Annotated in this window: 24 protein-coding genes; 15 read left to right on the forward strand and 9 right to left on the reverse strand. The window is 42.4% G+C overall.

What is annotated here, in order from left to right; all coding sequences use genetic code 11:
* Positions 1-93: 93 nt before the first annotated feature.
* Positions 94-1,107: a HoxN/HupN/NixA family nickel/cobalt transporter gene (locus tag EAE89_RS07875; protein WP_054476506.1), complete on the reverse strand. Its 1,014-nt coding sequence runs from the start codon at positions 1,105-1,107 to the stop codon at positions 94-96.
* Positions 1,108-1,413: 306 nt separating this feature from the next.
* On the opposite strand from EAE89_RS07875, the gene EAE89_RS07880 reads away from it, so the two are divergent.
* From EAE89_RS07880 to EAE89_RS07910, 7 genes are all read left to right on the forward strand, one after another.
* Entirely contained in the window at positions 1,414-1,716 is a 303-nt protein-coding gene (locus tag EAE89_RS07880; protein ID WP_054476505.1) for an urease subunit gamma, read from the forward strand.
* A gap of 93 nt (positions 1,717-1,809) precedes the next feature.
* Complete coding sequence (locus EAE89_RS07885) at positions 1,810-2,205, forward strand: urease subunit beta (protein WP_149616595.1); 396 nt, start codon at positions 1,810-1,812, stop codon at positions 2,203-2,205.
* Positions 2,206-2,271: 66 nt separating this feature from the next.
* Positions 2,272-3,987 (forward strand): urease subunit alpha, encoded by a 1,716-nt coding sequence (locus EAE89_RS07890; protein ID WP_054476500.1) that lies wholly within the window; start codon positions 2,272-2,274, stop codon positions 3,985-3,987.
* 75 nt (positions 3,988-4,062) lie between these two features.
* Positions 4,063-4,659 (forward strand): urease accessory protein UreE, encoded by a 597-nt coding sequence (locus EAE89_RS07895; protein ID WP_054476498.1) that lies wholly within the window; start codon positions 4,063-4,065, stop codon positions 4,657-4,659.
* A complete protein-coding gene (locus EAE89_RS07900; RefSeq protein ID WP_054476496.1) occupies positions 4,656-5,342 on the forward strand; it encodes an urease accessory protein UreF in 687 nt (228 codons plus the stop codon). The genes EAE89_RS07895 and EAE89_RS07900 overlap by 4 nt, the downstream gene beginning before the upstream one ends.
* A gap of 52 nt (positions 5,343-5,394) precedes the next feature.
* Complete coding sequence (gene ureG, locus EAE89_RS07905; RefSeq protein ID WP_054476494.1) at positions 5,395-6,030, forward strand: urease accessory protein UreG; 636 nt, start codon at positions 5,395-5,397, stop codon at positions 6,028-6,030.
* Complete coding sequence (locus tag EAE89_RS07910) at positions 6,027-6,992, forward strand: urease accessory protein UreD (protein WP_214085647.1); 966 nt, start codon at positions 6,027-6,029, stop codon at positions 6,990-6,992. Before ureG ends, EAE89_RS07910 begins: the two co-directional genes overlap by 4 nt.
* A gap of 58 nt (positions 6,993-7,050) precedes the next feature.
* Here the strand turns inward: EAE89_RS07910 and uspE are convergent, their stop codons facing one another.
* Complete coding sequence (gene uspE, locus EAE89_RS07915) at positions 7,051-7,995, reverse strand: universal stress protein UspE (protein ID WP_054476491.1); 945 nt, start codon at positions 7,993-7,995, stop codon at positions 7,051-7,053.
* A gap of 119 nt (positions 7,996-8,114) precedes the next feature.
* On the reverse strand, positions 8,115-8,870 hold the full coding sequence (locus EAE89_RS07920; protein WP_054476488.1) for a fumarate/nitrate reduction transcriptional regulator Fnr: 756 nt from the start codon (positions 8,868-8,870) through the stop codon (positions 8,115-8,117).
* Between the two features lie 655 nt (positions 8,871-9,525).
* On the opposite strand from EAE89_RS07920, the gene EAE89_RS07925 reads away from it, so the two are divergent.
* Positions 9,526-10,707, forward strand: a complete 1,182-nt coding sequence (locus EAE89_RS07925) for a questin oxidase family protein (protein WP_214085648.1) — start codon at positions 9,526-9,528, stop codon at positions 10,705-10,707.
* Between the two features lie 61 nt (positions 10,708-10,768).
* On the opposite strand, the gene EAE89_RS07930 is transcribed toward EAE89_RS07925, so the two are convergent.
* From EAE89_RS07930 to hcaR, 3 genes are all read right to left on the reverse strand, one after another.
* Complete coding sequence (locus tag EAE89_RS07930; protein WP_054476485.1) at positions 10,769-11,551, reverse strand: fumarylacetoacetate hydrolase family protein; 783 nt, start codon at positions 11,549-11,551, stop codon at positions 10,769-10,771.
* A gap of 69 nt (positions 11,552-11,620) precedes the next feature.
* The gene (locus EAE89_RS07935; protein ID WP_149616608.1) at positions 11,621-12,520 is read right to left on the reverse strand and encodes an alpha/beta fold hydrolase; all 900 of its coding nucleotides are present in this window, start codon (positions 12,518-12,520) and stop codon (positions 11,621-11,623) included.
* Positions 12,521-12,635: 115 nt separating this feature from the next.
* Positions 12,636-13,514, reverse strand: a complete 879-nt coding sequence (hcaR, locus tag EAE89_RS07940; RefSeq protein WP_054476479.1) for a DNA-binding transcriptional regulator HcaR — start codon at positions 13,512-13,514, stop codon at positions 12,636-12,638.
* Between the two features lie 136 nt (positions 13,515-13,650).
* Between hcaR and hcaE the strand changes: the two genes are divergently transcribed.
* The 6 genes from hcaE to hcaD are packed head-to-tail and all read left to right on the forward strand — an operon-like array spanning position 13,651 to position 18,825.
* On the forward strand, positions 13,651-15,012 hold the full coding sequence (gene hcaE, locus EAE89_RS07945; protein ID WP_054476477.1) for a 3-phenylpropionate/cinnamic acid dioxygenase subunit alpha: 1,362 nt from the start codon (positions 13,651-13,653) through the stop codon (positions 15,010-15,012).
* Positions 15,009-15,551 (forward strand): 3-phenylpropionate/cinnamic acid dioxygenase subunit beta, encoded by a 543-nt coding sequence (gene hcaF / locus EAE89_RS07950; protein WP_054476475.1) that lies wholly within the window; start codon positions 15,009-15,011, stop codon positions 15,549-15,551. The genes hcaE and hcaF overlap by 4 nt, the downstream gene beginning before the upstream one ends.
* Positions 15,551-15,865: a 3-phenylpropionate/cinnamic acid dioxygenase ferredoxin subunit gene (gene hcaC, locus EAE89_RS07955; protein WP_054476473.1), complete on the forward strand. Its 315-nt coding sequence runs from the start codon at positions 15,551-15,553 to the stop codon at positions 15,863-15,865. The genes hcaF and hcaC overlap by 1 nt, the downstream gene beginning before the upstream one ends.
* A gap of 2 nt (positions 15,866-15,867) precedes the next feature.
* Complete coding sequence (gene hcaB, locus EAE89_RS07960; RefSeq protein ID WP_054476472.1) at positions 15,868-16,704, forward strand: 3-phenylpropionate-dihydrodiol/cinnamic acid-dihydrodiol dehydrogenase; 837 nt, start codon at positions 15,868-15,870, stop codon at positions 16,702-16,704.
* Positions 16,701-17,642, forward strand: coding sequence for a 3-carboxyethylcatechol 2,3-dioxygenase (locus EAE89_RS07965; protein ID WP_054476470.1), 942 nt, complete (start codon positions 16,701-16,703; stop codon positions 17,640-17,642). Before hcaB ends, EAE89_RS07965 begins: the two co-directional genes overlap by 4 nt.
* Before the next feature lie 13 nt (positions 17,643-17,655).
* A complete protein-coding gene (hcaD, locus tag EAE89_RS07970; RefSeq protein ID WP_214085649.1) occupies positions 17,656-18,825 on the forward strand; it encodes a phenylpropionate dioxygenase ferredoxin reductase subunit in 1,170 nt (389 codons plus the stop codon).
* Positions 18,826-19,301: 476 nt separating this feature from the next.
* On the opposite strand, the gene EAE89_RS07975 is transcribed toward hcaD, so the two are convergent.
* Positions 19,302-19,592, reverse strand: a complete 291-nt coding sequence (locus EAE89_RS07975; RefSeq protein ID WP_054476463.1) for a hypothetical protein — start codon at positions 19,590-19,592, stop codon at positions 19,302-19,304.
* A 287-nt stretch (positions 19,593-19,879) separates the two neighbouring features.
* Positions 19,880-21,490: an ABC transporter substrate-binding protein gene (locus tag EAE89_RS07980; protein WP_214085650.1), complete on the reverse strand. Its 1,611-nt coding sequence runs from the start codon at positions 21,488-21,490 to the stop codon at positions 19,880-19,882.
* 443 nt (positions 21,491-21,933) lie between these two features.
* Here EAE89_RS07980 and EAE89_RS07985 point away from each other — a divergent pair, with 443 nt between their 5' ends.
* Positions 21,934-22,623, forward strand: coding sequence for a hypothetical protein (locus EAE89_RS07985; RefSeq protein WP_244866283.1), 690 nt, complete (start codon positions 21,934-21,936; stop codon positions 22,621-22,623).
* Positions 22,624-22,667: 44 nt separating this feature from the next.
* On the opposite strand, the gene EAE89_RS07990 is transcribed toward EAE89_RS07985, so the two are convergent.
* Positions 22,668-23,291 carry an RES family NAD+ phosphorylase gene (locus EAE89_RS07990; protein ID WP_214085652.1) on the reverse strand — a complete coding sequence of 208 codons (624 nt, stop codon included), beginning with the start codon at positions 23,289-23,291 and terminating at the stop codon, positions 22,668-22,670.
* Positions 23,292-23,451: the final 160 nt, after the last annotated feature.

Genomic DNA, 23,451 nt, shown 5'->3' on the forward strand with positions numbered 1-23,451 from the left:
ATCATCAGTAATACAAATGCTATCATTGTGTCGCGAGCACGACAACATTTCTGGGTGTAATACACCGCACACATGTAAAGAATTTCGTGTTTGTTACTTAATCTCCAGCGTATCGTATCCCCGCCAGCGATAATTCATCACTGATAATGTCCAGAACAAAATGAAAATTCCAACGACCCAAAAACCAACGTTACCCATATTGTCATTCAATGCTCCAATGGTGTCCCAGAAAATGCCGTGTAAATCCCACTGGTCAGCGATAAGCCCGAGCGCTTCCAGCCCACCGATGAACAACGCTACGGCGACGGAGGCAGCGGTAATAGTCATATTGTAGTAGATCTTGCGCGCTGGCTGGGAAAAAGCCCAGCCATAAGCCCCCACCATAACAAAATTATCCAGTGAGTCGATTAGCGCCATACCACTGGCAAATAGGGCAGGAAATACCATTATTGACCACAACGGAAGCCCACTAAGAGAGCCAACAGCGGATATACTTAACAGACCAACTTCGGTAGCTGTGTCGAAACCTAACCCAAATAGAAAGCCAACCAGATACATATGCCAGCTTTTGTTCACCAATCGGAAGACTGAGTGGAACAAGCGGGTCATTATTCCTCCTGGCGTTGCTTCTAGTCCGGTTAAATCACTTTTAGCCAGAATTCTTCCTCGTTTGATCTCCTGAAACTTCTGATAGACGCTTTTCAGTATCAGTAAATTAATCAGCGCTATTGCTAGCAGAAAACAGGCAGAAACTAAGGTACCAATAATGCCGCCATAATCATGGACCCAACCCATCTGATCTTTAAAAGCCATTGAGGTCAGGACAATGGCGAGGCAGGCCAGAATAACAATGGTAGAGTGTCCCAGGGAAAAGAAAGCGCCGACCGCAATGGATGATTTGCCTTGCTGCATCAGTTTACGGGTGACGTTATCAATTGCGGCGATATGATCGGCATCTACCGCATGGCGTAGACCATAACCGTAAGCCAACAGAGCAGCTCCCATCATTACCGCATGATGACGGAAAGCAATAAATGCCCAAATCCAGGCAAGTATGTTGGCAGCAACCAGAACAACAAGAAGAGAAAGTGCGCGTTTTTTATGCATAATAAGAAACCTATTGATATTAAACCCGCTTGCGGGTGATTTCTAAGAGAAAAAACAGCTAGTATCCGCTGTACGCAATAATGTACGGTCTTCTGCTAAACCATAATAATAGTCAACTTGTAATATTACCTTGGATAAACTTAAATAAGAGGTAAGAGGACTAACTTGTTTTAAGGAGAATATCTTAATTGACATAATATGATTCTTATGTCAAAACTTTTTTCTAAAGGATATATGACCCAGTATTCAGAATTATTTTGACATAAAATTGTAACTGTATGGAATAACCAATTATTAGGGGGTTTTATGCAATTAACGCCAAGAGAAATTGAGAAACTCATGGTATATACACTGGCTGATGTTGCATTAAAGCGTAAGTCTCGCGGCTTAAAGCTCAATTACCCTGAAGCTGTCGCTATTATTACCACCGCTGCCTTGGAAGGGGCTAGAGAGGGTAAAACGTTAGAAGAAGTCATGAATGATTCCAGGCACGTCCTAACTAAAGAAGATGTTATGGATGGTGTGGCTGATCTCATTCCACATGTGCAGGTTGAAGCAATATTTACTGATGGCAGTCGTTTGGTGACTGTACATGATCCTATTCAATAATTTTCAGAATAGATTATAAATAGCAGGAAAAGTTATCCAGACATAATATTAATTTATGGTCTTGATTCACGTCTATAACGTAGAGATTTTCTGATGAAAAATAATAATAAAGAAGATATCACTCCGTTAGGGGGATATATCCTTGCTAAAGACCCAATCTCATTTAATGAAGATTGTCTGGTTATTCAATTGAAAGTTCGTAATTCAGGTGATCGCCCTATTCAGGTGGGATCTCATTTTCATTTTTTTGAGGTGAACAACGCTCTGCAATTTGATCGCGCGTCTGCGTTCGGTAAACGACTCAATATCACTGCCACAACCGCAATCCGTTTTGAACCCGGAGATGAAATTGAAGTGTCACTGATCCCGATTGGTGGGAAACAAAATGTTTATGGATTTAATAATTTAGTTGATGGCTGGGTGGGTAAAGGCACTGTTGCTACCGGTGAGCATGTAGAAAAAATCATTGTTGTACGCCGGGCTAGCTAACGGGGTATAAAACTATCGAGTAGGGTTGACGAACATCGTAAGATCTTTCGAATAAAGGAATAAACTATGCCAACCATTTCCCGGCAGGAATATGTGGGTCTTTTTGGTCCAACTATCGGTGATAAGATTCGCTTGGGTGATACCAATCTGTTTGTTGAAATTGAAAAAGATCTGCGCGGTTATGGCGAGGAGTCGGTCTACGGCGGGGGTAAATCTCTGCGTGATGGCATGGGTGCAGATAATCGTATGACCAGCGCAAATGTCTTGGATTTGGTGATTACCAACGTCACTATTTTGGATGCACGTCAAGGGGTAGTTAAAGCTGACGTCGGTATAAAAGATGGTCGCATCGTCGGGATAGGTAAAAGTGGTAATCCCAGTATGATGAATGGAGTGACCCCCGGTATGGTGGTTGGCGTCAGTACGGATGCGATATCTGGTGAACATCTGATTCTCACGGCGGCGGGCATTGATACCCACATTCATTTTATTTCGCCCCAACAAGCTGAACATGCTTTGTCCAATGGTGTGACGACTTTCTTTGGTGGTGGTGTTGGTCCCACTGATGGTACTAACGGTACTACTGTCACCGCGGGTCCGTGGCATATTCACCGAATGTTGCGTGCTTTTGAAGGCTTACCGGTTAACGTAGGTATTTTGGGAAAAGGCCATGCTGCGGTGGCTATGCCACTGGTGGAGCAGATTAAGGCCGGAGCTGTCGGGCTGAAAGTGCATGAAGACTGGGGAGCAACCAACTCTGCATTGCGTAATGCTTTACGAGTGGCAGATGAAATGGATATTCAAGTGGCGGTACATACCGACAGTTTGAATGAAGGTGGTTATGTTGAGGATACCATTGATGCTTTTGAAGGGCGCACCATTCATACTTTTCACACGGAAGGCGCTGGTGGCGGGCATGCACCAGATATTATTAAAGTTGCCAGCCAGATGAATGTGTTACCCAGCTCCACTAATCCCACGTTGCCTTACGGTATCAATAGTCAAGCAGAACTGTTTGATATGATTATGGTTTGCCATAACCTGAATCCCAATGTGCCGGCTGATGTTGCCTTTTCTGAAAGCCGTGTGCGCTCGGAAACCATTGCCGCGGAAAATGTCTTGCATGACATGGGGGTATTGTCGATGTTTTCCAGTGACTCCCAGGCAATGGGGCGGGTGGGAGAAAATTGGTTGCGAGTGATGCAAACTGCCCATGCCATGAAAGCAGCACGCGGTAAGCTACCAGAAGATGCTGCGGATAACGATAATTTCCGGGTATTACGTTACGTCGCCAAAATTACGATTAATCCGGCGATTGCGCAAGGTATAAGCCACGTACTTGGTTCAGTCGAAGTGGGAAAAATGGCTGATCTTGTGTTATGGGAGCCGCGTTTCTTTGGCGCAAAACCTAAGTTGGTTATCAAAGGCGGCATGATTAACTGGGCGGTAATGGGTGACCCGAATGCTTCATTATCGACACCACAGCCGACATTTTATCGTCCGATGTTTGGTGCATTAGGCAAAACGCTTCAAGAAACTTGTGTAACTTTTGTATCCCAAGCGGCAATGGAACAGGGGATAAAAGAACAGCTTGATTTGGCGCGCCAGGTCATGGCGGTACGTAATTGCCGGGCTATTTCCAAGCAAGATATGGTACGTAATGCCGAAACGCCAACTATTGAAGTGGATGCTGAAACCTTTGCTGTCAAGGTGAATGGTGAATATGCCACAGTGAAACCGGTCAGGACAGTCGCACTTAATCAGCGCTATTTCTTCAGTTAATCTATTTTTTACTGTCTGGTCAGAGAATATTTTTCTGGCCCGATTAACCGATCCACGCGTTTAGAGGATTATCTAATGATTATTATTGAACATATTCTGGGTAATGCCAAAAAAGATGTTTTCTGGCGAGACCGCTTGCAAGGGATCTCGCCGGATATCTTAGTACTTTCGCAATGGGAAGCGCAAAAAAGCCGTTGCCGTAAATCCACGCTTAATGGGTTGGATTTGGGGATTTCTCTTGACCGTCATCAGGTATTATCTGATGGCGATATTTTATTGTGGGATGAAACCAAAGGGCTGGCTGTTATTGTACAGATGAGTTTACGTGATGTGATGGTTATTCATTTGAAGTCATTACTGTCAGTAGATTCAGAAACGATACTGAAAACCAGTTTTGAACTTGGTCACGCCTTGGGTAATCAACATTGGAAATCAGTGATTAAAAATAACCAGATTTATATTCCGCTGACAGTATCAACTAAGGTGATGGATTCAGTCATGAAAACTCATGGTTTTCATGCATTGCCTTATTCTTTTGTCAAAGGCGAAGAGATCTTGCCTTCTCTTAACAACTCCGAGGCACGTTTATTATTTGGTGGGGCAGAGGATTCCGCAACACACGTTCATGTCGATAACACATTTCTCAACCAGCATGTGATTAAACTGAAATGAATGCTCTGCGCTTAATCAGAATCATGCAATTTGCGGATTCAGTGTTGCCTGTTGGTGCGTTTTCTTTCTCAAATGGTTTGGAGTCAGCTATTCAAAGTAAGATCGTATATGACGTGGCGACGCTCAGCGAGTTTACCCGAACGGCGCTGTTACAGGCCGTTAGCGGTGATGGTCGTGCAGTCGTCGCTGCTTGTCAGGCATTGAATAGTGGACAACATGACGCCGTTATCTCCCATGATTGGGCGGTGTTTAACCGCAAATTGAATGAAGAAGGTCGCACTATGGTAACGCGGATGGGGAAAAAATTAGCCGAAATGGCTGTTGAGGTAACGGGTACGTCATTGATTGCATGGTGGCTGGCACAAATAAAGAGCGATATTGCTGCCGGCACCTATCCGATTACCTTGGCGGTGGTCATGAGCGCATTAGGCGCGACTCCGCGTGAAGTGATCGTTATGCATCAATATGGTGTTGCCATGACAATACTCAGTGCGGCTATACGTCTAATGCGTGTTACCCATATTGAGATTCAACGTATTTTGTTCTTGTTGAATCAGGATATTGAGCTGTTTTGTGACGAGGCGGAGAAAGGGGGAATTGAGCAGATGACATCTTATGCACCCGTGACTGATGTACTGGCAGCATTGCATGTTAATGCTTTTACCCGGCTATTCAGTAACTAACTTGATCCTGATATCGCTTTAAACTACGTCTTAATCGTGTGAGGAAATTCCTGTGAAAAAAATTACCCGTATTGGTATTGGTGGCCCAGTCGGTTCAGGTAAGACCGCTATTATTGAAGTTATCACACCTATCTTGATCCAGCGCGGAATAAAACCACTGATTATCACCAACGATATTGTTACTACTGAGGATGCTAAACAGGTCAAGCGGACACTGAAAGGCATTTTGGATGAAGAGAAAATACTTGGTGTAGAAACTGGTGCTTGCCCTCACACCGCAGTACGTGAAGATCCCAGTATGAATATTGCTGCGGCGGAGGAAATGGAAGCGCGCTTTCCTGACAGCGACGTTGTGTTGATTGAAAGTGGTGGTGATAATTTGACCCTGACTTTTAGTCCGGCACTGGCAGACTTTTATATTTATGTGATTGATGTGGCCGAAGGGGAGAAAATCCCACGTAAGAACGGCCCTGGTTTGGTCCAGGCTGATATTCTGGTGATCAATAAAATCGATTTGGCTCCTTATGTCGGTGCTAGCCTGGCGGTGATGGAGAGTGACACTCGGGTAGTACGCGGTCAGCGTCCTTATATCCTCACTAATTGTAAAACCGGTGAGGGGGTTCAAGCGTTAGTAGATATGATCATGCGTGATTTTCTGTTTACTCATGCGCTACAGGCGACACAATGACGTCTACTGGCTTGCTGCAAAACGCCAATGAAGCACATCAACGCGTTCATGAGCTTGGTGTCAACGCCCCGGAACTTGCATTGTTTCAGGATGAACCTCCGCAGATGGCAAGCGGTGATGTGGGTAAAAATGGCTATCTTCGATTGGGGTTTGCCCGGCGTGGTGAGCGCAGTATTCTGGCTCAGATGGAGCGTCAGGTTCCTTATCTGGTGCAGCGAGCGTTGTATTGGGATGAGGCACTACCCCAGATGCCGTGTATATTTATGATCTCCACCTCAGGATGCATATTGCAAGGAGATAGGTTAGCGCTGGACATTCATGTTGCTCAGGATGCGTTTGGGCATGTTACTACCCAATCGGCTACCAAGATTCATTCGATGGTGAATAATTACGCGGCGCAGGCACAAACTATCCAGATAGAGCAGGGAGGCTATCTGGAAATGATGCCCGATCCGGTGATACCGCATAGTGGTTCTCGGTTTATCACTGATACTCAGATAGTTATCCACCCGACGGCCACGCTGATTTATTCTGAGATAATCATGTCTGGCCGTAAATATCACCCAGCGGATCAGGGATTTAAATTTGATGTTTACTCATCACGTATTACGGCGATTGATTTCGATGACAAGATATTGTTTGCAGAACGTTATGTACTGGAACCTAAAAAACAACCGCTGAATAACGTAGGGGTGATGGGGCCATTTCATGTGTTTGGTAACGTAATCCTGCTGACACCTCAAGTTCATCACGATCGTATTCTGACGCGCATAACCCCGCAATATGATGCTGAAACGGGTATAGCTAGCGGTGCTAGCCGCTTACCTAATCAATGTGGTTTGATATTTAAGGCGCTGGGGAAAGAAACTCATCAAGTGAAAGCCAGTATCCGTCTTTTCTGGCGTATAGCGCGGGAGGAGATCCTTGGTGTGACACTGCCTGAGCCGTTTATTTGGCGATGAAATCCAGAACGGAAAATTTGTTTTGGATTTCATCACTAAAGGGATTGCTATCATTCTTTTATTCTTTGGCTGCTTTAATTGGACATTCAAAACCATCTGGTTTGATTGCCAGAAGGTCACATTTTAGATGATCGATCACATGTTCTACGGTATTTCCCAGGAAAGCAGCAGACAGCCCAGTTCTGCCAAGAATACCGAGAACAACGATACCCGCACTCATTTCATCACACATTCTAGGAATAACCTGTTCCGGTAGCCCTTCATGAACGTGAGTATATTTTTCATCAATGCAGAATTTCTGGCGAAGTCCTTTCATGGCGATAAGGTGCTGACCACGCAGTGCGCTGTTATAAACGCTTGGGTCGAAATCCGGTAGTTCAATACTAATATTCAGCGGTGCTACAGGATAAGCGCTGACCAAATGAATTTCTGGGTTTTTCACTATCTGATTTGCCAGGTCTTGGGTTTCTCTGACGAGTTTCAAGTTCAACTCATGATGGTATGACTCTTCATCAGATAGATTAACTGCGACCAGAACAGCGCCTTGATCCGGCCATACCTGATCTTTTACCATCCATACCGGACATGGGCATTTGCGTAATAACTGCCAGTCAAGTGGGGTGAAAATCAAAGATCCCATCTTGTCATGTTTGTGTGTCATCTTCAGAAGCAAATCATGTTTATCAGCAATGAGTTCCTGAACAATCGCTTCGTGAGGCCGATTGTGCCATATCACTTTTATTTCAATATCAATGCCGGCTTCCAGATAGTAGTAAGCTTGTTGTTTAAGCCAGGCAATACGCTGGTTGATCATACCTTGACGCATAGCACTAGCTTCTTCAGGGGAAAGCAAGGTAGTCATTTCATAGGATAGATCATAAATAGGCAAAAAGGCTTTAATCCGACCACCGTTACGTTGCACGATATAAACTGCACGTCTTAATGCCGGTTGATCATCCTGACTTGGGTCAATTGCAACTAAAAGGTTTTGATAGTTTGCCATAATGGTTCCTCACAGAGGCTAGACAAAACATTCTTCAATATTAAAGATAAACCAATATAAGCAAACCGGACAGGTTAGTGGTGAACCAGATCAACAAAATAAGATGATCTGGCTTAAAATCAGGAAATTGAAACAGATTTTTTTCCGGCTAAGTCAGATAATGCATCCATATTTTCGATAGTGATGTATTTACCTTTTACGCCGAGAGTTCCGCTTTTTTGGAAACGTCCGAGCAGACGACTGATTGTTTCAACGGTTAAACCAAGATAATTACCAATATCACTGCGGGTCATGGTTAAACGGAATTCTCTTGGTGAGAAACCGCGCTGAGCGAAACGGCGGGAAAGATTAGAGATAAATGCAGCCAATCGTTCTTCAGCATTCTTCTTGGAGAGTAACAGTATCATTTCTTGGTCGCCTTTAATTTCGCCACTCATCAGGCGCATCATTTGTTGGCGGAGATTAGGCATTTTACCAGACAGGTCATCTAATGTTTCGAATGGGATCTCACAGACCATTGATGTTTCCAAGGCTTGTGCAAAACTTGGATGCTGAGTATTAAGGATAGCATCAAAACCCACCAAATCCCCAGCGAGATGGAAACCGGTAATTTGTTCATCACCTTCTTCAGTGATGGTGTAGCTTTTAATTGTTCCAGAACGGATAGCATAAAGAGATTTCAACTCGTCGCCTGCTTTAAACAGAGTTTGTCCTTTCTGGATGGGTTTTTTACGCTCAATGATATTATCGAGTTGATCAAGCTCGTGCTCATTCAGGGTAAAGGGGATGCACAGCTGGTTAATGCTGCAATCCTGGCAGTGGATCGCACAACCACCGGACTGGATTCGACGAATAACACGTTTTTCCTGGATCATATGGCATGCTCGTTAGAAATATTGATATGGCTCAACTTTAGCATCTCTTTATGATTCTGGTAAGAGCTATAATAGTTTTCTGCAATTTATTTGAGAAAATGTATTACTTGTTTATCCTATCTATAAGAAATTATCACATTAAATTATTACGTGGCACAAAGTTGATGTTTGGTCGTTGTCATAACAAGACGGTATTCAATATCAGTAGTTTGAATTTGGTGAGAGTTTTAAGTAGGGTAAGACATACTTCTTGGTTTTCTTGGCGCTGAGAGAAAGCAAGGCGTTGTGGTATTGGGTAAAATGTTGCAATTTGTTCATTAATGTTTGTAATATTATCGGCAATAGAGCCAATCGAAAAAGACAAATGGCATGAAAAGGTTTATTCCCCTGAAATTAAGTTTAAAGAAACTTTTTTGATTAAATATCCAAATTACTAAATGAGTGTTTTTTCGGTTTTATAATTAATGATCTTTTGAAGGTGTTTTAATGAGCAAAACCTTGCCGTCGCGATGCATCTTGAAATCCATAGGCTATATCAGGGGATTACTCCCGGGTTAGCGAGGGTTGTTGGAGTATTGCTTGTATTAGTCGGGATTTATCTCACTAGAAAAACGACTGAGTCAAAATAAGAATATAATTAATAATGGGGTAAGAAATGATAAACAAATTACTTAATGATCGTTCATATCATATTGAATTTAATGGCCATCTTACTAATCACGTTAAACATGCCGTTATAGCGCTTCATGGCTTAGGGATCAATGCTAGCAGAATTAAAGACTATTATGATAATTATGCTAAATCGACGCCCTATGGTATGGGGCTTGAACCACCTAAAACATTAAAGCATGTGATAGATAGTACGAACTGGCAACATTTCTTGGGTAAGCGAACAAATTATTCTTCTTACTGTGATTATTTTGAAGAAGAAATTAAAAAGAAAGGGATTGAACAGGTATTGCAAGAATATATGCCAACGCTTTTGTCAGGATGGGCGGGTGCATTAACTCACGGTACAATCCATTTAGGTTGGGCATTGGATATCGATCATCCCTGGATGATTATTGAAGGGCTTGCCTACATGGCATTTTCGTATGTTCCTTGTCATTCAGAGAGTGCTTTTATTGATAGTTCTCTAAATGATAAGAATGCTTTTGATTCTATATTGAGAATTTCAACACTGTGGGAAAAGAGAAAAGTAGAATTGACCGATTGGGTGAATTCGTTGATTGATAATGAAGAGTTAGCCGATACTGATTTAATACATCCTGAATTAAAAAGATCCGGCCTTCAATATCGTATTGCACGTATCTTAATGCAAGGTCACCCAGAAATATACCGTTTGCCGGTTTGGATTGAGACGCAAAATGTAGAAGAAAGTTGGGCGCAGTTATTTTATGTCGTGACATTGATTTATCTTGCTAAACCCGGTGATTTTTTGCTTCTTCATTTAGTGACTTCGTTGTTTGCAATGAAAAAGATCGCTTCACGTTTGCCTGCTGATGAAAGTAAAAATATTATTAAATGTTATTGGATTGGTATGTTATGCATTTTGTTTTCAACAACTGACTTATCGAAGCCTGCTAAATTTTCTGCGCTTAATCAGGCTTATTCATTCAGGCAAGACGAAATGACTTATCCTGTCTGGGAACAGGAGTGGTCGCATATTATTGCTAGGGTATTAGAGGAAGAGGAAGAACATAACCCGAAACTGGTTTATGTGATGAATCAATTGTGGAAAGAACATGGTTTAACTATTTATAGGGCAGCGGCAAGTCAATTTACAAGTACGCCTTTGCTTCCCCACGGTTTTTATGAAAATGGATATCGGTCTTAAAATATCGTAGTCATTGAACCTACCGCCTCTTTTGGGGTAGGTAATTTGGATTTTTAACTTGTCAGACGAAATTAACTCCAGCAGATCCCAAGCCGAGTAAGTTGATTTTCAAGCGATCACCTTCATTAATTGGCACCATGGTGGCGAGAGAACCAGAGAGAATGATTTCTCCACGGAGCAATGACATATCCAGCGTTCCTAGCATATTCGCTAGCCAAGCAACGGCATTGGCTGGGTGCCCCAGTGCAGCGGCACCAATACCGGTGTCAATCAATTTACCGTTTTTTTCCAGCGTCATTGTGATGGCAGCCAAATCAATTTCTGATGGCAGACGAGTTCCATTACCAATGATAAACAAGCCTGACGAGGCATTATCAGCAACGGTATCTGTGATTTTTATTTTCCAGTCACGGATACGGGAATCGACAATTTCGATGCAAGGTACGACATAATCTGTCGCTTGCAGCACATCTGCAATTGTGATACCTGGACCTCGCAAATTACGTTTCAGGATAAAACCAATTTCACCTTCAGCTTTGGGGGCAATTAATTGTTTAATGGACACAGTGGAATTATTTGCGCAATACATATCTGAGGTGAGAATACCAAAATCTGGTTGGTCTACGCCCAATAGATCCATAACCGTCTGGCTAGTGATACCGATTTTTTTACCAATAATTCGCTCACCGGTGGTTTCCAGACGACGGACAATAAATTTTTGCTGGATAAGATAAGCATCGTGTAATGTCAATTCTGGATAATTATCGGAAATGGGAGTGATAGCTTGATTATTCCGCCATGATTGAAACAGTGTTTCGCTAAGATGGTTTATCACATTACTCATCGGTTGTTGCTCCAGAACAGGCGATAAAAGTGATATTCCGATTGGAATATCACTCGTTTGAAAGAGGCGTTATTGATTGCCATTGAGTAGAAAATCAATATGAATTTGGTTGAATGTGTCTGGATCTTCATATTGAGGCCAGTGACCGCACTGTTCCATAACAACAAAACGGCTGTTTTTGATCAGTTTGGCAAGCCGTTGCCCCACAGAAACTGAGGCTGTTGGATCGTGGGTTGTCCATAATACCAGCGTTTCAGCCTGAATTTGCATCAGTTCATTTTCAGTCAGGAGGTTACGTAAACGGGTATCCATATCTTGCAGGCACATGATGCTTTCCATTGCGGACAACATATCTGGCTGACGATAAATAGCAAAACGGGATTCAACCAAGTCTTCTGTCACGATAGCCGGATCTTCCATCAGGAATTCAAGGCGTTTGCGGGTCGCTTCCCGATCTGGGTTTTTCACGGCATTCAAGCTTAGAGTACGCAGGCGTTCCATGACATTTGGATCAGCAATCATACCACCCGCAGTATTCAACACCAGACGGTGAATGTATTGTGGATATTTTGCAGCGAACCGGGCTGCAACCCACCCACCCAGAGACTCACCAGAAAGATGAATTTTCTCCAGATTTAATGTTTCTATAAGATCTCGTAAGTGTTCTACATAATCGGCAATTTCATAGGCACGGTCAGGTTTATCCGTGAAGCCATGCCCCAACATATCAATTGCCAGCACACGAAAATGGGCAGCATGGGGCAGAATATTGCGCATATAGGCTTCAAGATGGCCTGCAATACCATGTAGGAAAATCAGAGTAGGGCCATTGCCAGCTTCAAGAACACGGGTTTTTATCCCTTTTACATCAATATAATGCAGATGAATTTCACCACTAGCAATTGCAGACCAAAGAGAACAAAATTCGGGTTGTACGGGTTTATGTTGAAGATTAGTCGATATTGACACGTGATATCTCCTTTATTTTCTTCGAGTTAATTCATTATTAATATAACGGTGGCTAGACATATTCACTAATACTTAATATGTCTAGCCTTAAATGTGAAAACGATAACTGTTATATTTATAAATATTTGTTTTCAACAACATCTATTAAATGTGCTAATAATTCTGATTTGTTGTCTTTTCGCCATGCCATTATTATATCTATTGTGGGGGAATATCCTGATAATGGCCGACAGACAACGGCATCTGTCATAATGCTAGTGATATAAAATGGCACTATTGCACATCCTAGATTCATACTGACCATATTTAAAATTAATAAAAGATTATTAGCTGTTTGAATAGTGTTAGGGACAACATTATGTTCAGCAAAATAGTTTTCTATAATCTGTTGTAAGATACCGGAATGTATGGGATCAGTAGCAATAAAGTTTTCACCATGTAAGTCATTGACTGAGATTTTTTCACAGTATCTGAGCCTATGGTTAGCTGGCATTAGGACGACCAGGGGTTCATTAAGAATAACTTTAAAATCAATATAATCACTCTCTATTGGTGGACGCATAAAAGCGACATCAATATCACCTTGTAATAATTTCTCTTCTTGTCCTGGTTGAAATAAGCTGATGAGTTCTACTTTTGATCCAGGATGAGAAAAACGAAATATTGGGATAACTTCAGGTAATACTTTAACTTCGGCTGATGGCACAAATCCAATGGTTAACACAATTTGTTCTTGGGCCGCTCTGCGAGCCATTTTTTTGGCTTTCTCTGCGTTATCAAGAATAATTCTGGCCTGTTGTAGGAAAACTTCCCCAGATTTGGTTAAAGAAACTCTGCGTTTGTTCCTTTCTAACAACGTAGATCCGATATAATCTTCTAAATCTTTTATTTGCTGACTTAACGAAGGTTGTGCGGTATGCAACTTTTTCGCAGCTTTAGTAAAATTTAATTCTTCTGCTACTGCAATAAAGTATCGTAAGTGTCTTAATTCCATTGCCGTTTCCTCATATATCGAAAAAAAGTCTTAAATTAAACAAACAATGTATTTCACAAAATATTAATCTATTAATAGCATTCATTTTGCATGTTGGCAAAAAGTCAACCTTTCTTTTACATAAGGATCAGATAATATGACATTGAGCAAAAATTCAGATATCTACCGCCTGATTGATGCCCGAACTGGTCGTGTAACTCCTCAGATTTATATCGATCCTGAACTCTACCAATTAGAACTCGAAAGAATATTTGGTCGTTGTTGGCTATTTCTGGCTCATCAGAGCCAAATCCCGCGTCCGGGCGACTTTTTTAATACTTATATGGGAGAAGACAGTGTTGTCGTTGTCCGCCAGAAAGAGGGTTCCGTTAAAGCCTTTCTAAATCAATGCCGTCACCGTTCTATGCGGGTTTGTTACGCGGATAGCGGCAATACTCGCGCGTTTACTTGTCCTTATCATGGCTGGGCATACGGTGTTGATGGGCGATTAGTTGATGTTCCGTTGGAAGAGCGAGCTTATCCGCATGGGCTTTGCAAAGAGAAGTGGGGTCTTCAGGAAGTGCCATGTGTGGAAAGTTATAAAGGGTTAATTTTCGGTAACTGGGATACCACGGCACCCTCCTTGATTGATTATCTCGGTGATATGGCTTGGTATCTTGATGGTGTACTTGATCGCCGTGAGGGTGGAACAGAAGTCATTGGCGGTGTACAAAAATGGCTCATCAACTGTAACTGGAAATTCCCGGCTGAGCAGTTTGCCGGCGATCAGTACCATGCTTTATTTAGCCATGCCTCTGCTGTACAAGTTTTAGGGGTAAAAGAGGGGGACGATGAAAAAGCATTAGGTGCTGGTCAGACTGCCCGACCAGTTTGGGAAACAGCAAAAGATGCGGTGCAATTCGCTCAAAATGGTCACGGCTGTGGATTTTTCTTGACAGAAAAACCGGATGCCAATGTTTGGGTTGATGGTGCTGTTGCCCGTTACTACCGTGAAACCTATACCGAAGTAGAGCAACGTCTGGGGAAAGTCCGGGCATTGCGTCTTGCGGGTCACAACAATATTTTCCCGACACTTTCCTGGCTGAACGGTACCGCGACTATGCGGGTTTGGCATCCACGAGGGCCAGACCAAGTGGAGGTATGGGCATTTTGCATTGCAGATAAAGCGGCTTCTCCAGAGGTAAAACAGGCGTTTGAAAACAGTACTACTCGTGCATTTGGTCCATCAGGTTTTCTGGAACAAGATGATTCTGAAAATTGGGTGGAAATCCAGAAGGTACTTAAAGGCTACAAAGCTCGTAACAGCACGTTGTGTCTGGAAATGGGATTGGGACGAGAAAGGGTGCGAAATGATGGAATTCCAGGTGTGACCAACGATGTTTTTTCTGAAACTGTGGCCCGAGGCATGTATCAACGCTGGGCTGACTTACTCACCAGTGAAACCTGGGATGAGATAGAGGAAAAGAGTCGGGCTTATCGGCAGGAGTTGGTTAAATGAAAGCACTAATCATCAATAAAGAAACGCGGGTAACGTCAGAGCTGCATTATGAAATAAGCCAGTTTCTGTATTACGAAGCAGCTTTACTGGATGAATGGCAATTTCGTGATTGGCTTGAGCTGTTATCAGAAGATCTCAGCTATACCATGCGCACGATTGTTAATGCACAAACCCGTGATCGCCGCAAGAGCATCCAACCACCAACAACTTGGTTATTTAACGACAATAAATTTCAGCTTGAACGCCGAATTGCTCGGTTGGAAACCGGTATGGCGTGGGCAGAAGAACCGCCGTCCCGCACTCGTCATTTATTAACAAACTTGGTGATTACTGAAACTGATTCGCCTGACCAATTTCATGTTCAGTCCAACTATCTGTTGTACCGTTCACAAAAAGAGCGAGATGAAGCTTTTTATGTCGGCAAGCGGTTGGATTGTGTTCGCCGTAATGTGGAAACCGGTAGCTGGTTAATTTGCCGACGTGAAATTACCCTAGACCAGGCGGTTTTAACTTTCCATAACTTGAGTGTTTTATTCTGATGAGCCAGTTATTTGTATGTACTGTTGAAGAACTGCCCGATGGAGAAGCGCGTAAGGTTGAATACACGCCTGATATTGCTCTTTTTCACTATGACGGTGAGTTCTATGCTGTTGATGACCGGTGCAGTCATGGTAATGCCTCTATATCCGAAGGGTATCTGGAAGATAATGCGACAGTTGAGTGTCCACTGCATACGGCCAGCTTTTGTCTCAAAACCGGGAAGGCGCTTTGTCTTCCCGCTACAGAACCATTGAAAACGTATCCTGTTGTTGTTGAGGATGGAAAAATCTATATCACAGTAGCGGAGGAGTAATAATGAGTTGGCTTGAAGATCAGGTCATTTTATTAACTGGTGGCGGTTCTGGTTTGGGATTGGCTTTGGTAGAGCGTTTTATCGCTGAAGGTGCCAGAGTTGGCATACTGGAATTATCTGCGGAGAAAGCAGCTGCCTTGGTGCATTGTTTTGGTAAAAGTGTCTGCGTGATTCAGGGCAATGTTGTCTCTTTTGAAGATAATGAGCGGGCAGTGACTGAAACTGTCCGATGTTTTGGCAAACTAGACTGCTTGGTCGGTAATGCTGGCATTTGGGATCACAAAATTAGCTTGCTTGATGCATCAGCAGAACAGATTGACAAAGGGTTTGATGAACTAATGGCTGTTAATCTGAAAGGGTACATTTTAGGCGCTAAAGCTGCATTGCCGGCCCTGACCGCATCAGAAGGCAGCATGATTTTTACGTTGTCAGGTGCGTCATGGTTTTCTGGTGGAGGTGGTGTGCTGTATACCGCCAGCAAGCATGGAGCCGTTGGGATGATCCGTCAGTTAGCTTATGAATTGGCGCCGGTTATTAGAGTGAATGGGGTTGCGCCTTGTGGTATGCCAAGTGATCTTCGAGGTCCTGTAGCATTATCCCAACAAGATCAATCCGTTATAGACAGCTTGTCCCCGGAAATTATCGGTGCGATTTTACCCCTGCAATTCACCCCTCAACCGGAGGATTTCACCGGCCCGTATGTCATGCTCGCTTCTCGTGCAAACAATCGCACTTTAACCGGTGTCATGATAACGGCTGATGCAGGGCTAAGTATCCGTGGAATTCGCCAGGTTACAGCGGGAGTAATGTCACCCGATAAGAAGAGGAATTTCAGATGACTATTAAGTTGATTTGTACCTCACACACGCCTTTGATGGATTTTTGTTCTCCAACTGAGACGACAGAAAAGCATGTTCGGCAGGTTTTTCAGCAACTGGCTGAACAGGTAAAAGAATATGATCCACAGTTAATTGTGATTTTCGCACCTGACCATTTTAATGGCTTCTTCTATGATCTCATGCCAGCGTTTTGCGTTGGCGTGAGGGCGAATGCTGTGGGGGATTGGGATATTGGTAAAGGGCCACTAAATGTTCCTGAAAACACAGCGAAAGAATTAATTTCTGCCTTATATAACGCAGGAATTGATGTTGCCCAATCTTGGCGGATGCAAGCTGATCATGGTTTTACTCAACCCTTGATGTTGCTTTGTCAGGATTTACAGCATTATCCAACCATCCCAATATTTATTAACTGTGCGGCCAGGCCATTACCTGGGTGCCATCGTGCAGTTGCGTTGGGCCGCGCAGTGGGTCAGTTTCTGTCTACTACCGATCAGCGGGTACTGCTGCTCGGTTCTGGTGGTTTATCACATGATCCACCGATATCGCAGATTGGACAAGCTTCGCCACAAGTTGAGGAATTCTTGATAGCAGGCAGAAATCCAACAAAAGAGGCTCGTCAGAAACGGCAAAGCCGAGTGATTGCGGTTGGAGAAGCGCTGGTTCGTGGCGAAAATGTTGCTGTTCCATTGAATCCCCAGTGGGATGACGAATTGCTGAATACTTTTTGTAGTGGGGATATACAGCGCCTTGCTGCATTAACGGATGAAGCCATCGACATTCAGGGGGGTAAAGGGGGACAGGAGATTCGCTGTTGGATTGCGGCTTTTGCAGCGCTTTCTGTTTATGGTGAATATCAGGTACAACGGCATTATTACCAACCTATTCGGGAATGGTTGGCTGGGATGGCTATGGTCAGCGCTCAACCGGTGGCTTAAATAGGAGCGTAATATGCGAGGTCAGACTTTTATTATTGTCGGGGCTGGGCAAGCGGGAGCTATGGCTGCTGCAACCTTGCGACAGCAACAGTTTGATGGTGATATTATTTTAATTGGTAAAGAATATCATGCGCCTTATGAGCGGCCTACCTTATCAAAAGAGTATCTGACGCAATCGGAAACAGAACCGAAGTATCTGTTCTCTGAAGAATTCTATCTGAATAACCGGATAGATTTGCGCGTAGGTCAGCCGGTCAGCCATATTGTCCCATTGGAACATTGCGTGGTTATGGAAAATGGTGACAAGCTCAGGTATGACAAACTCCTGCTTACAATGGGGGCGAGAGCCAGGCGGTTTCCGTTACTCGATCAACTGGGTGAAAATGTTTATACCTTGAGAACATTGGATGATGCGCAACGTTTACGCCAGGCAGTGAAAGAAGGTAAACGGGTTTTAGTCGTCGGTGGTGGTGTTATTGGTATGGAACTGGCGGCAACTTCTCGTGAACTGGGTGCAAACGTGACAGTTATCGAGCAGGCTGATAGTGTCATGGCACGTTGCGCCCCTCCGTTATTGCAGGACTATCTTTTGCATCGTCATCAAGAAAAAGGGGTGCAATTCTTCCTTGATACCAATATTGTTTCCGCGCAAAAGCAGGGGGAGGAATTAGTTCTGATGTTGAGCACTGGAGAAACGGTGATCGGGGATATCATTATTTATGGTATTGGTGCTGAATTCAGGGATAAGCTCGCGGTTGATGCGGGTTTGGTTACCAATAGGGGTATTGTCATTGACGAGCATTGTCAAACTTCTGAGCAGGATATTTTTGCAGCCGGAGATGTTTGCCTCCAGAGAGAACCACTGACCGGTGAACTCCAGCACCGCGAAACTTGGGAAAATGCTAACCGCCAGGCGACTATTGCTGCGCATGCCATGATGGGGCTGGAGCCTCCGCAACTAGGTGCTCCGTGGTTCTGGACCGATCAATGGGGCATTAACATTCAAATGATTGGAAAAATGCAGGCTGAAAATTGGCATATCAAAGGTGATTTGCAATCAGATAAAGCCATTTTGATTGGTACAGAAAATAAAATCTTAGTGGGTGCTGTTGCTATCAATCAGGGAAGAGAAATGCGGAATTTACGGAAATTACTTGCTAATCCTGCGGTTGTTCCGGTGTAGTATTTGAATAACTGGCTTTATTATTGAATTCGGTGACCGTTTAGATGGTCACCGATGGTAGACATATTGAATAATTTATATACTCAATCAAGGCAATGAACTATCTTACAAGTAACGGTTTTATTACATACCCATTTTCTGTCACTCGATGTTCTCCGACAATAATCTTAGTATCAGGTAAAACGAAATATGAATATATGATTTTTAGCCTTCTGACTGACATGATATAACCACGCCAATCATCGACAACCCAAGGGTCCTTGGAACCTCCAGGAACTATAGTAAAATAATCGTCGGATACTGTGTACTGTGCGTGATCAGTGCTCCAGTAGTTAATTGCAACTTCAATTATGTCACATTTCGTATTGTTGGTAACGTGAATCATGCCCATATTACAACTCCCTCACTATTTCAATCTGATTTGATTAAGATTTGATTTATTAGGATGTTGTTTCGGACTAACAACATTAAGTGAACTAGCTTACCAATAAAGGACTTATCACATACTCATTTTCTGTCACTCGATGTTCTCCGACAATAATTTTGGTATCCGGTAAAATGAAATATGAAGCGGTGATTCCTTTCCTGCTGACTGACATGATATAACCGCGCGAATCTTCAACAAACCAAGCAGCCCTAAAATGTCCAGGAGTGATATTAAAATAATAGTCGGACACTGTGAATCGTGCGTAATCAGTGCTCCAGTAGCTAATTGAAACTTCAATTGTGTCACATTTCATATTGTTAGTAACGTGAATCATGCCCATATTACAACCCCTCACTATTTTAATCTGATTTGATTAAGATTTGATTTATTAGGATGCTGTTTTGGACTAACAACATTAAGTGTAGATGAGAAATTCCAATTTAAACTGATATTCTTTATCGTTTTCATTTCATAAAATAACTCATCACTATAATTAATATTAGGAATGAATTATCAAAGCAGTTTTTAACTTAAACTACCGGATGATTTATTACGGTTTGAAACTGATTAAATTTTTCCAAACCGTAATGTTTATTTAAATGCTATAATAACTTTAGCATTGCCCAGTTAATGTTTAATAACATAAAGATCTTTTGACGATATAAAACCGAGAGGGCTGGTGTAATATCCGCCAATATAAGATTTTACCAGCTTGGCACTAACATAATGGTAAATAGGAATTGCTGGAATATCTTTTGCCAAAATATCCTCTGCTTGCTGAAAATATGTTGGATCATTTGTTGCTTTAGCTTTCTGGATCAGGTCATCATAAATATCATTACTATATAATGAGGTATTATTAGAGCTATTGGTAACAAAATTATTTAAAAACGATGCTGGATGATCATAATCAGCCATCCATGCATGTCTTACGACATCAAAATTACCTTGATGCATTGTATCTAACATGGTTTTCCATTCTTGATTTAGTAAAATGGCATCTACACCTAGATTTTTCTTCCACATTGAGGACACTGCAATAGCAATTCTCTTGTGATCTTCTGATGTATTATAAAGAAGATTAAATTTCAACGGATTGCTTCTATTGTAACCCGCCTCATTCAATAACTGCCGAGCTTGTTTAATTTTTTTTGGTAGTGTCCATGATGCATAATCAGGTTGTTTTAAATCTATTCCACTTGTATTTTGCGGGGTATGATTATAAGCAGCTTTTTGACCTTGCCCTAATACCTTATTTGCTATGATATCTTTATCTAAAGCTAAATTTAATGCCTGTCTGACTCTAACATCATTAAAAGGTGCTTTCTGGGTATTAAATCCATAATAGTAAACACCTAATGTAGGTGAAATATGAACCTGATTGCCTAATTTGGTTTTTAAAGAGTCAAATAAAACTGATGGAATGCTTTTTGTTATATCTATTTCTCCCGACAAATAGCGACTTACGGCTGCTGTTGCTGATGTTATAGCAAGATAAGTGACTTTATTAATAACGGTATGTTCATTGTCCCAATATTGTTGATTCCTGACTCCAACTATCTTTTCATTCACGATCCATTCTGATAATTTAAATGGCCCGCTGCCGACAAACACATTCGGTTGAGTCCATTTCTCACCATATCTTTCAACAGCTTTTTGACTGATTGGCACCATAACCGGATGGGCCAGCATTTGTAAGAAATAGGATAGCGGTTGTTCTAACGTCACTTCTACTGTTAAGCTATCCAATGCTTTTACACCTAATTCTTCAGTTTTTTTCTTTCCAGCAAGAATATCTCGGGCATTTACAATATGCATGTTTTCAATATAACTGCCATATGGAGATGCTATTTGCGGATCAATTAAACGTCGCCAACTAAAAACCACATCATGCGCAGTAATCGGTGAACCATCAGACCACTTTATTCCTTCTTTGAGATGAAATACCCATATTTTATTATCTTTAATTTCCCAACGGGCAGCTAAATTAGGACTTAATTTTCCATCATGATCTATACTGATTAATCCACTAAAAAAATCATTAATAATATCAAATTCAACATCACTTTCAACTTTATGGACATCAAGAGAAGCAGGTTCTGAACCATTATTACGGACAATTTCTTGATTAATTGCCAATTGTGTGTCTGGTGGAATAATTGCTGCATGAGATAATGTCAAACTCCCAATTATTATTCCTGTGAATAAAGATATATTTTTTATCGCCTTTTTCATCATCATTTCTCCAATAAGCTCACATTTTTTAAGATTGGTACTGCAAATTGAGCAATACCTGATATTCGCTTTTCTGTAAATTACTCTGTCTAGGTAAGTAAACAGGGATAATTATAGATATACCTGTTATCTTTCAAGTTGCCTCTTTGTTGGCTGCATTCACCCCGGTCACAGAGTTCTCTATGACATAGTTATCTATGCTCCTAGGGATGCGTTCACTTGCCGCCGCACTGCAACTTGAAATCTATTGGTTGGCTTCTTTGATACCAGCAATAGCGTAATGGTTTTGATAGCCAATGGGTTATGTTGCAATGTGATATCAGTTGATAAGGAAAGGGTAGAAATAGGAATACATTTTTGATCACGGTACAAATGGATAAGATTTGCATTGGTTAACGATTGTGTATATATTTTTTGTATTGTCAGTCGTTAACACGAGGTGCATTATGCAAGTTTTATATAGGAGAACCAGGCTCGATAGTAACGCGGCGGTTTCTCATCATGAGTACGATGATGCTGATGCAGCGGCTGATCGTCTTGAAAATATCGTTAAAGAACTGGCAAATAATATCCGTAGTCAGGGTAATGCTGGTATCAAGCGTCAGTTAGCACTGCCGGATAACCAGTTTCTCGTTAGCATGTTATTTCAGGCTATGCCGTCGTGGGCGCTGTCTGAGCTGACGCCAGAAAAGAGAAGGCTATTCAACCGTGTACGTAGTCGCGCGCGCTTTTTTGACAATGTACGTGAAAATGGTGGGGTGTTAAGTTCTGCTGAAGTAGCAAAGCTGCTGGGTGTTAGCAAGGTAACGGTTAAAAAGAAAAAGGACACTGGTAAATTATTGGCTCTTGAACATGATGGTGAGTTCATCTATCCCGCTTTTCAGTTCTCAGAGGATGAAAATAAAAGCGAAAAAGGTGTGCTGAGAGGAATGGCGGAGATTCTGCCTCACCTTAGTCGTTTCAGCGGTGTGATGCAGTACGGCTTTTTCGCGCAGAAACGTGACGTATTGGATTGTCGCCTGTCGGCGGATCAAGAATTCACTATCATCGATATACTGCGAGAGGGTATTTCGGATGATAAACTTCAGGCAATTATTCGCTTGGCTAAGTTATTTGGTACTCAAGACGCCGCATAATCGCCGCAATACAATAAAAGAAGGGTAACTTGCTTTCGCATCTGTCATATTATTGGAATATCCAGATCGTTCACCAGAATGTCTTCGGCTATTTGCCCTTCGTACTCAAAATCTCTGAGTACCGTTAACTCAGCGGTGCGTATCACGCCTTTACCTGACGGATCGTTATGCCAAAGTACTATGCAAGGCTCGAGTGTGACATTAGACATGTAAGCTAGCCCGTTCGCGTGTGGTAATAGCTGTGCGGCAAGCTTCTGGGTGTCCCGGTAGTCCGTTCCGGTTAGTTGATGGGCGGTTACGTGCATTTTCGGCGCAAGCTGGGTAATGTCCACAACGCGCAAGTCCTTTTCTGTTACCAATGTAGCCATATAGTATTCGTCTAGCTCTCGGTCTGTAATAGCCGGCAGGTTTTGAAATACCTCTTTCATCGACGTTCTCGGTGAGTTGGCTAAATACAGGCTGCCATTTAAACCCTTTGTTAACCCGTATCGGGTATGTTCTCCATTGTGGTTAAAGAACACGCCACTGCCTCCATATTCACCTTCTTGCAGTCGGTAAAAAATCGTGCCGGCTGAAATGATGATGATACTCTGCGTGATTTTATCGATGGTGAGTGTATTGATCTTCTTTGCCACCAAATCGGGGGTTTCACCTGATTTTATTACCATTGAACATTCCTTTATTCCTACCTGTTTCAGCTATAAGTTGTCTCCGGTCTGGTTACGACAAACGTGTAACGCCGGGCATTTGTCCAGTAACTAAAAGTGTATTATAGAAAAGGGATCGCACAAGGGGGAGTGGGACATGTTTTGATAAATAAAGTGAAAT

Source organism: Photorhabdus heterorhabditis (genome assembly GCF_018448905.1).
GTDB classification, from domain to species: Bacteria; Pseudomonadota; Gammaproteobacteria; order Enterobacterales; family Enterobacteriaceae; genus Photorhabdus; species Photorhabdus heterorhabditis.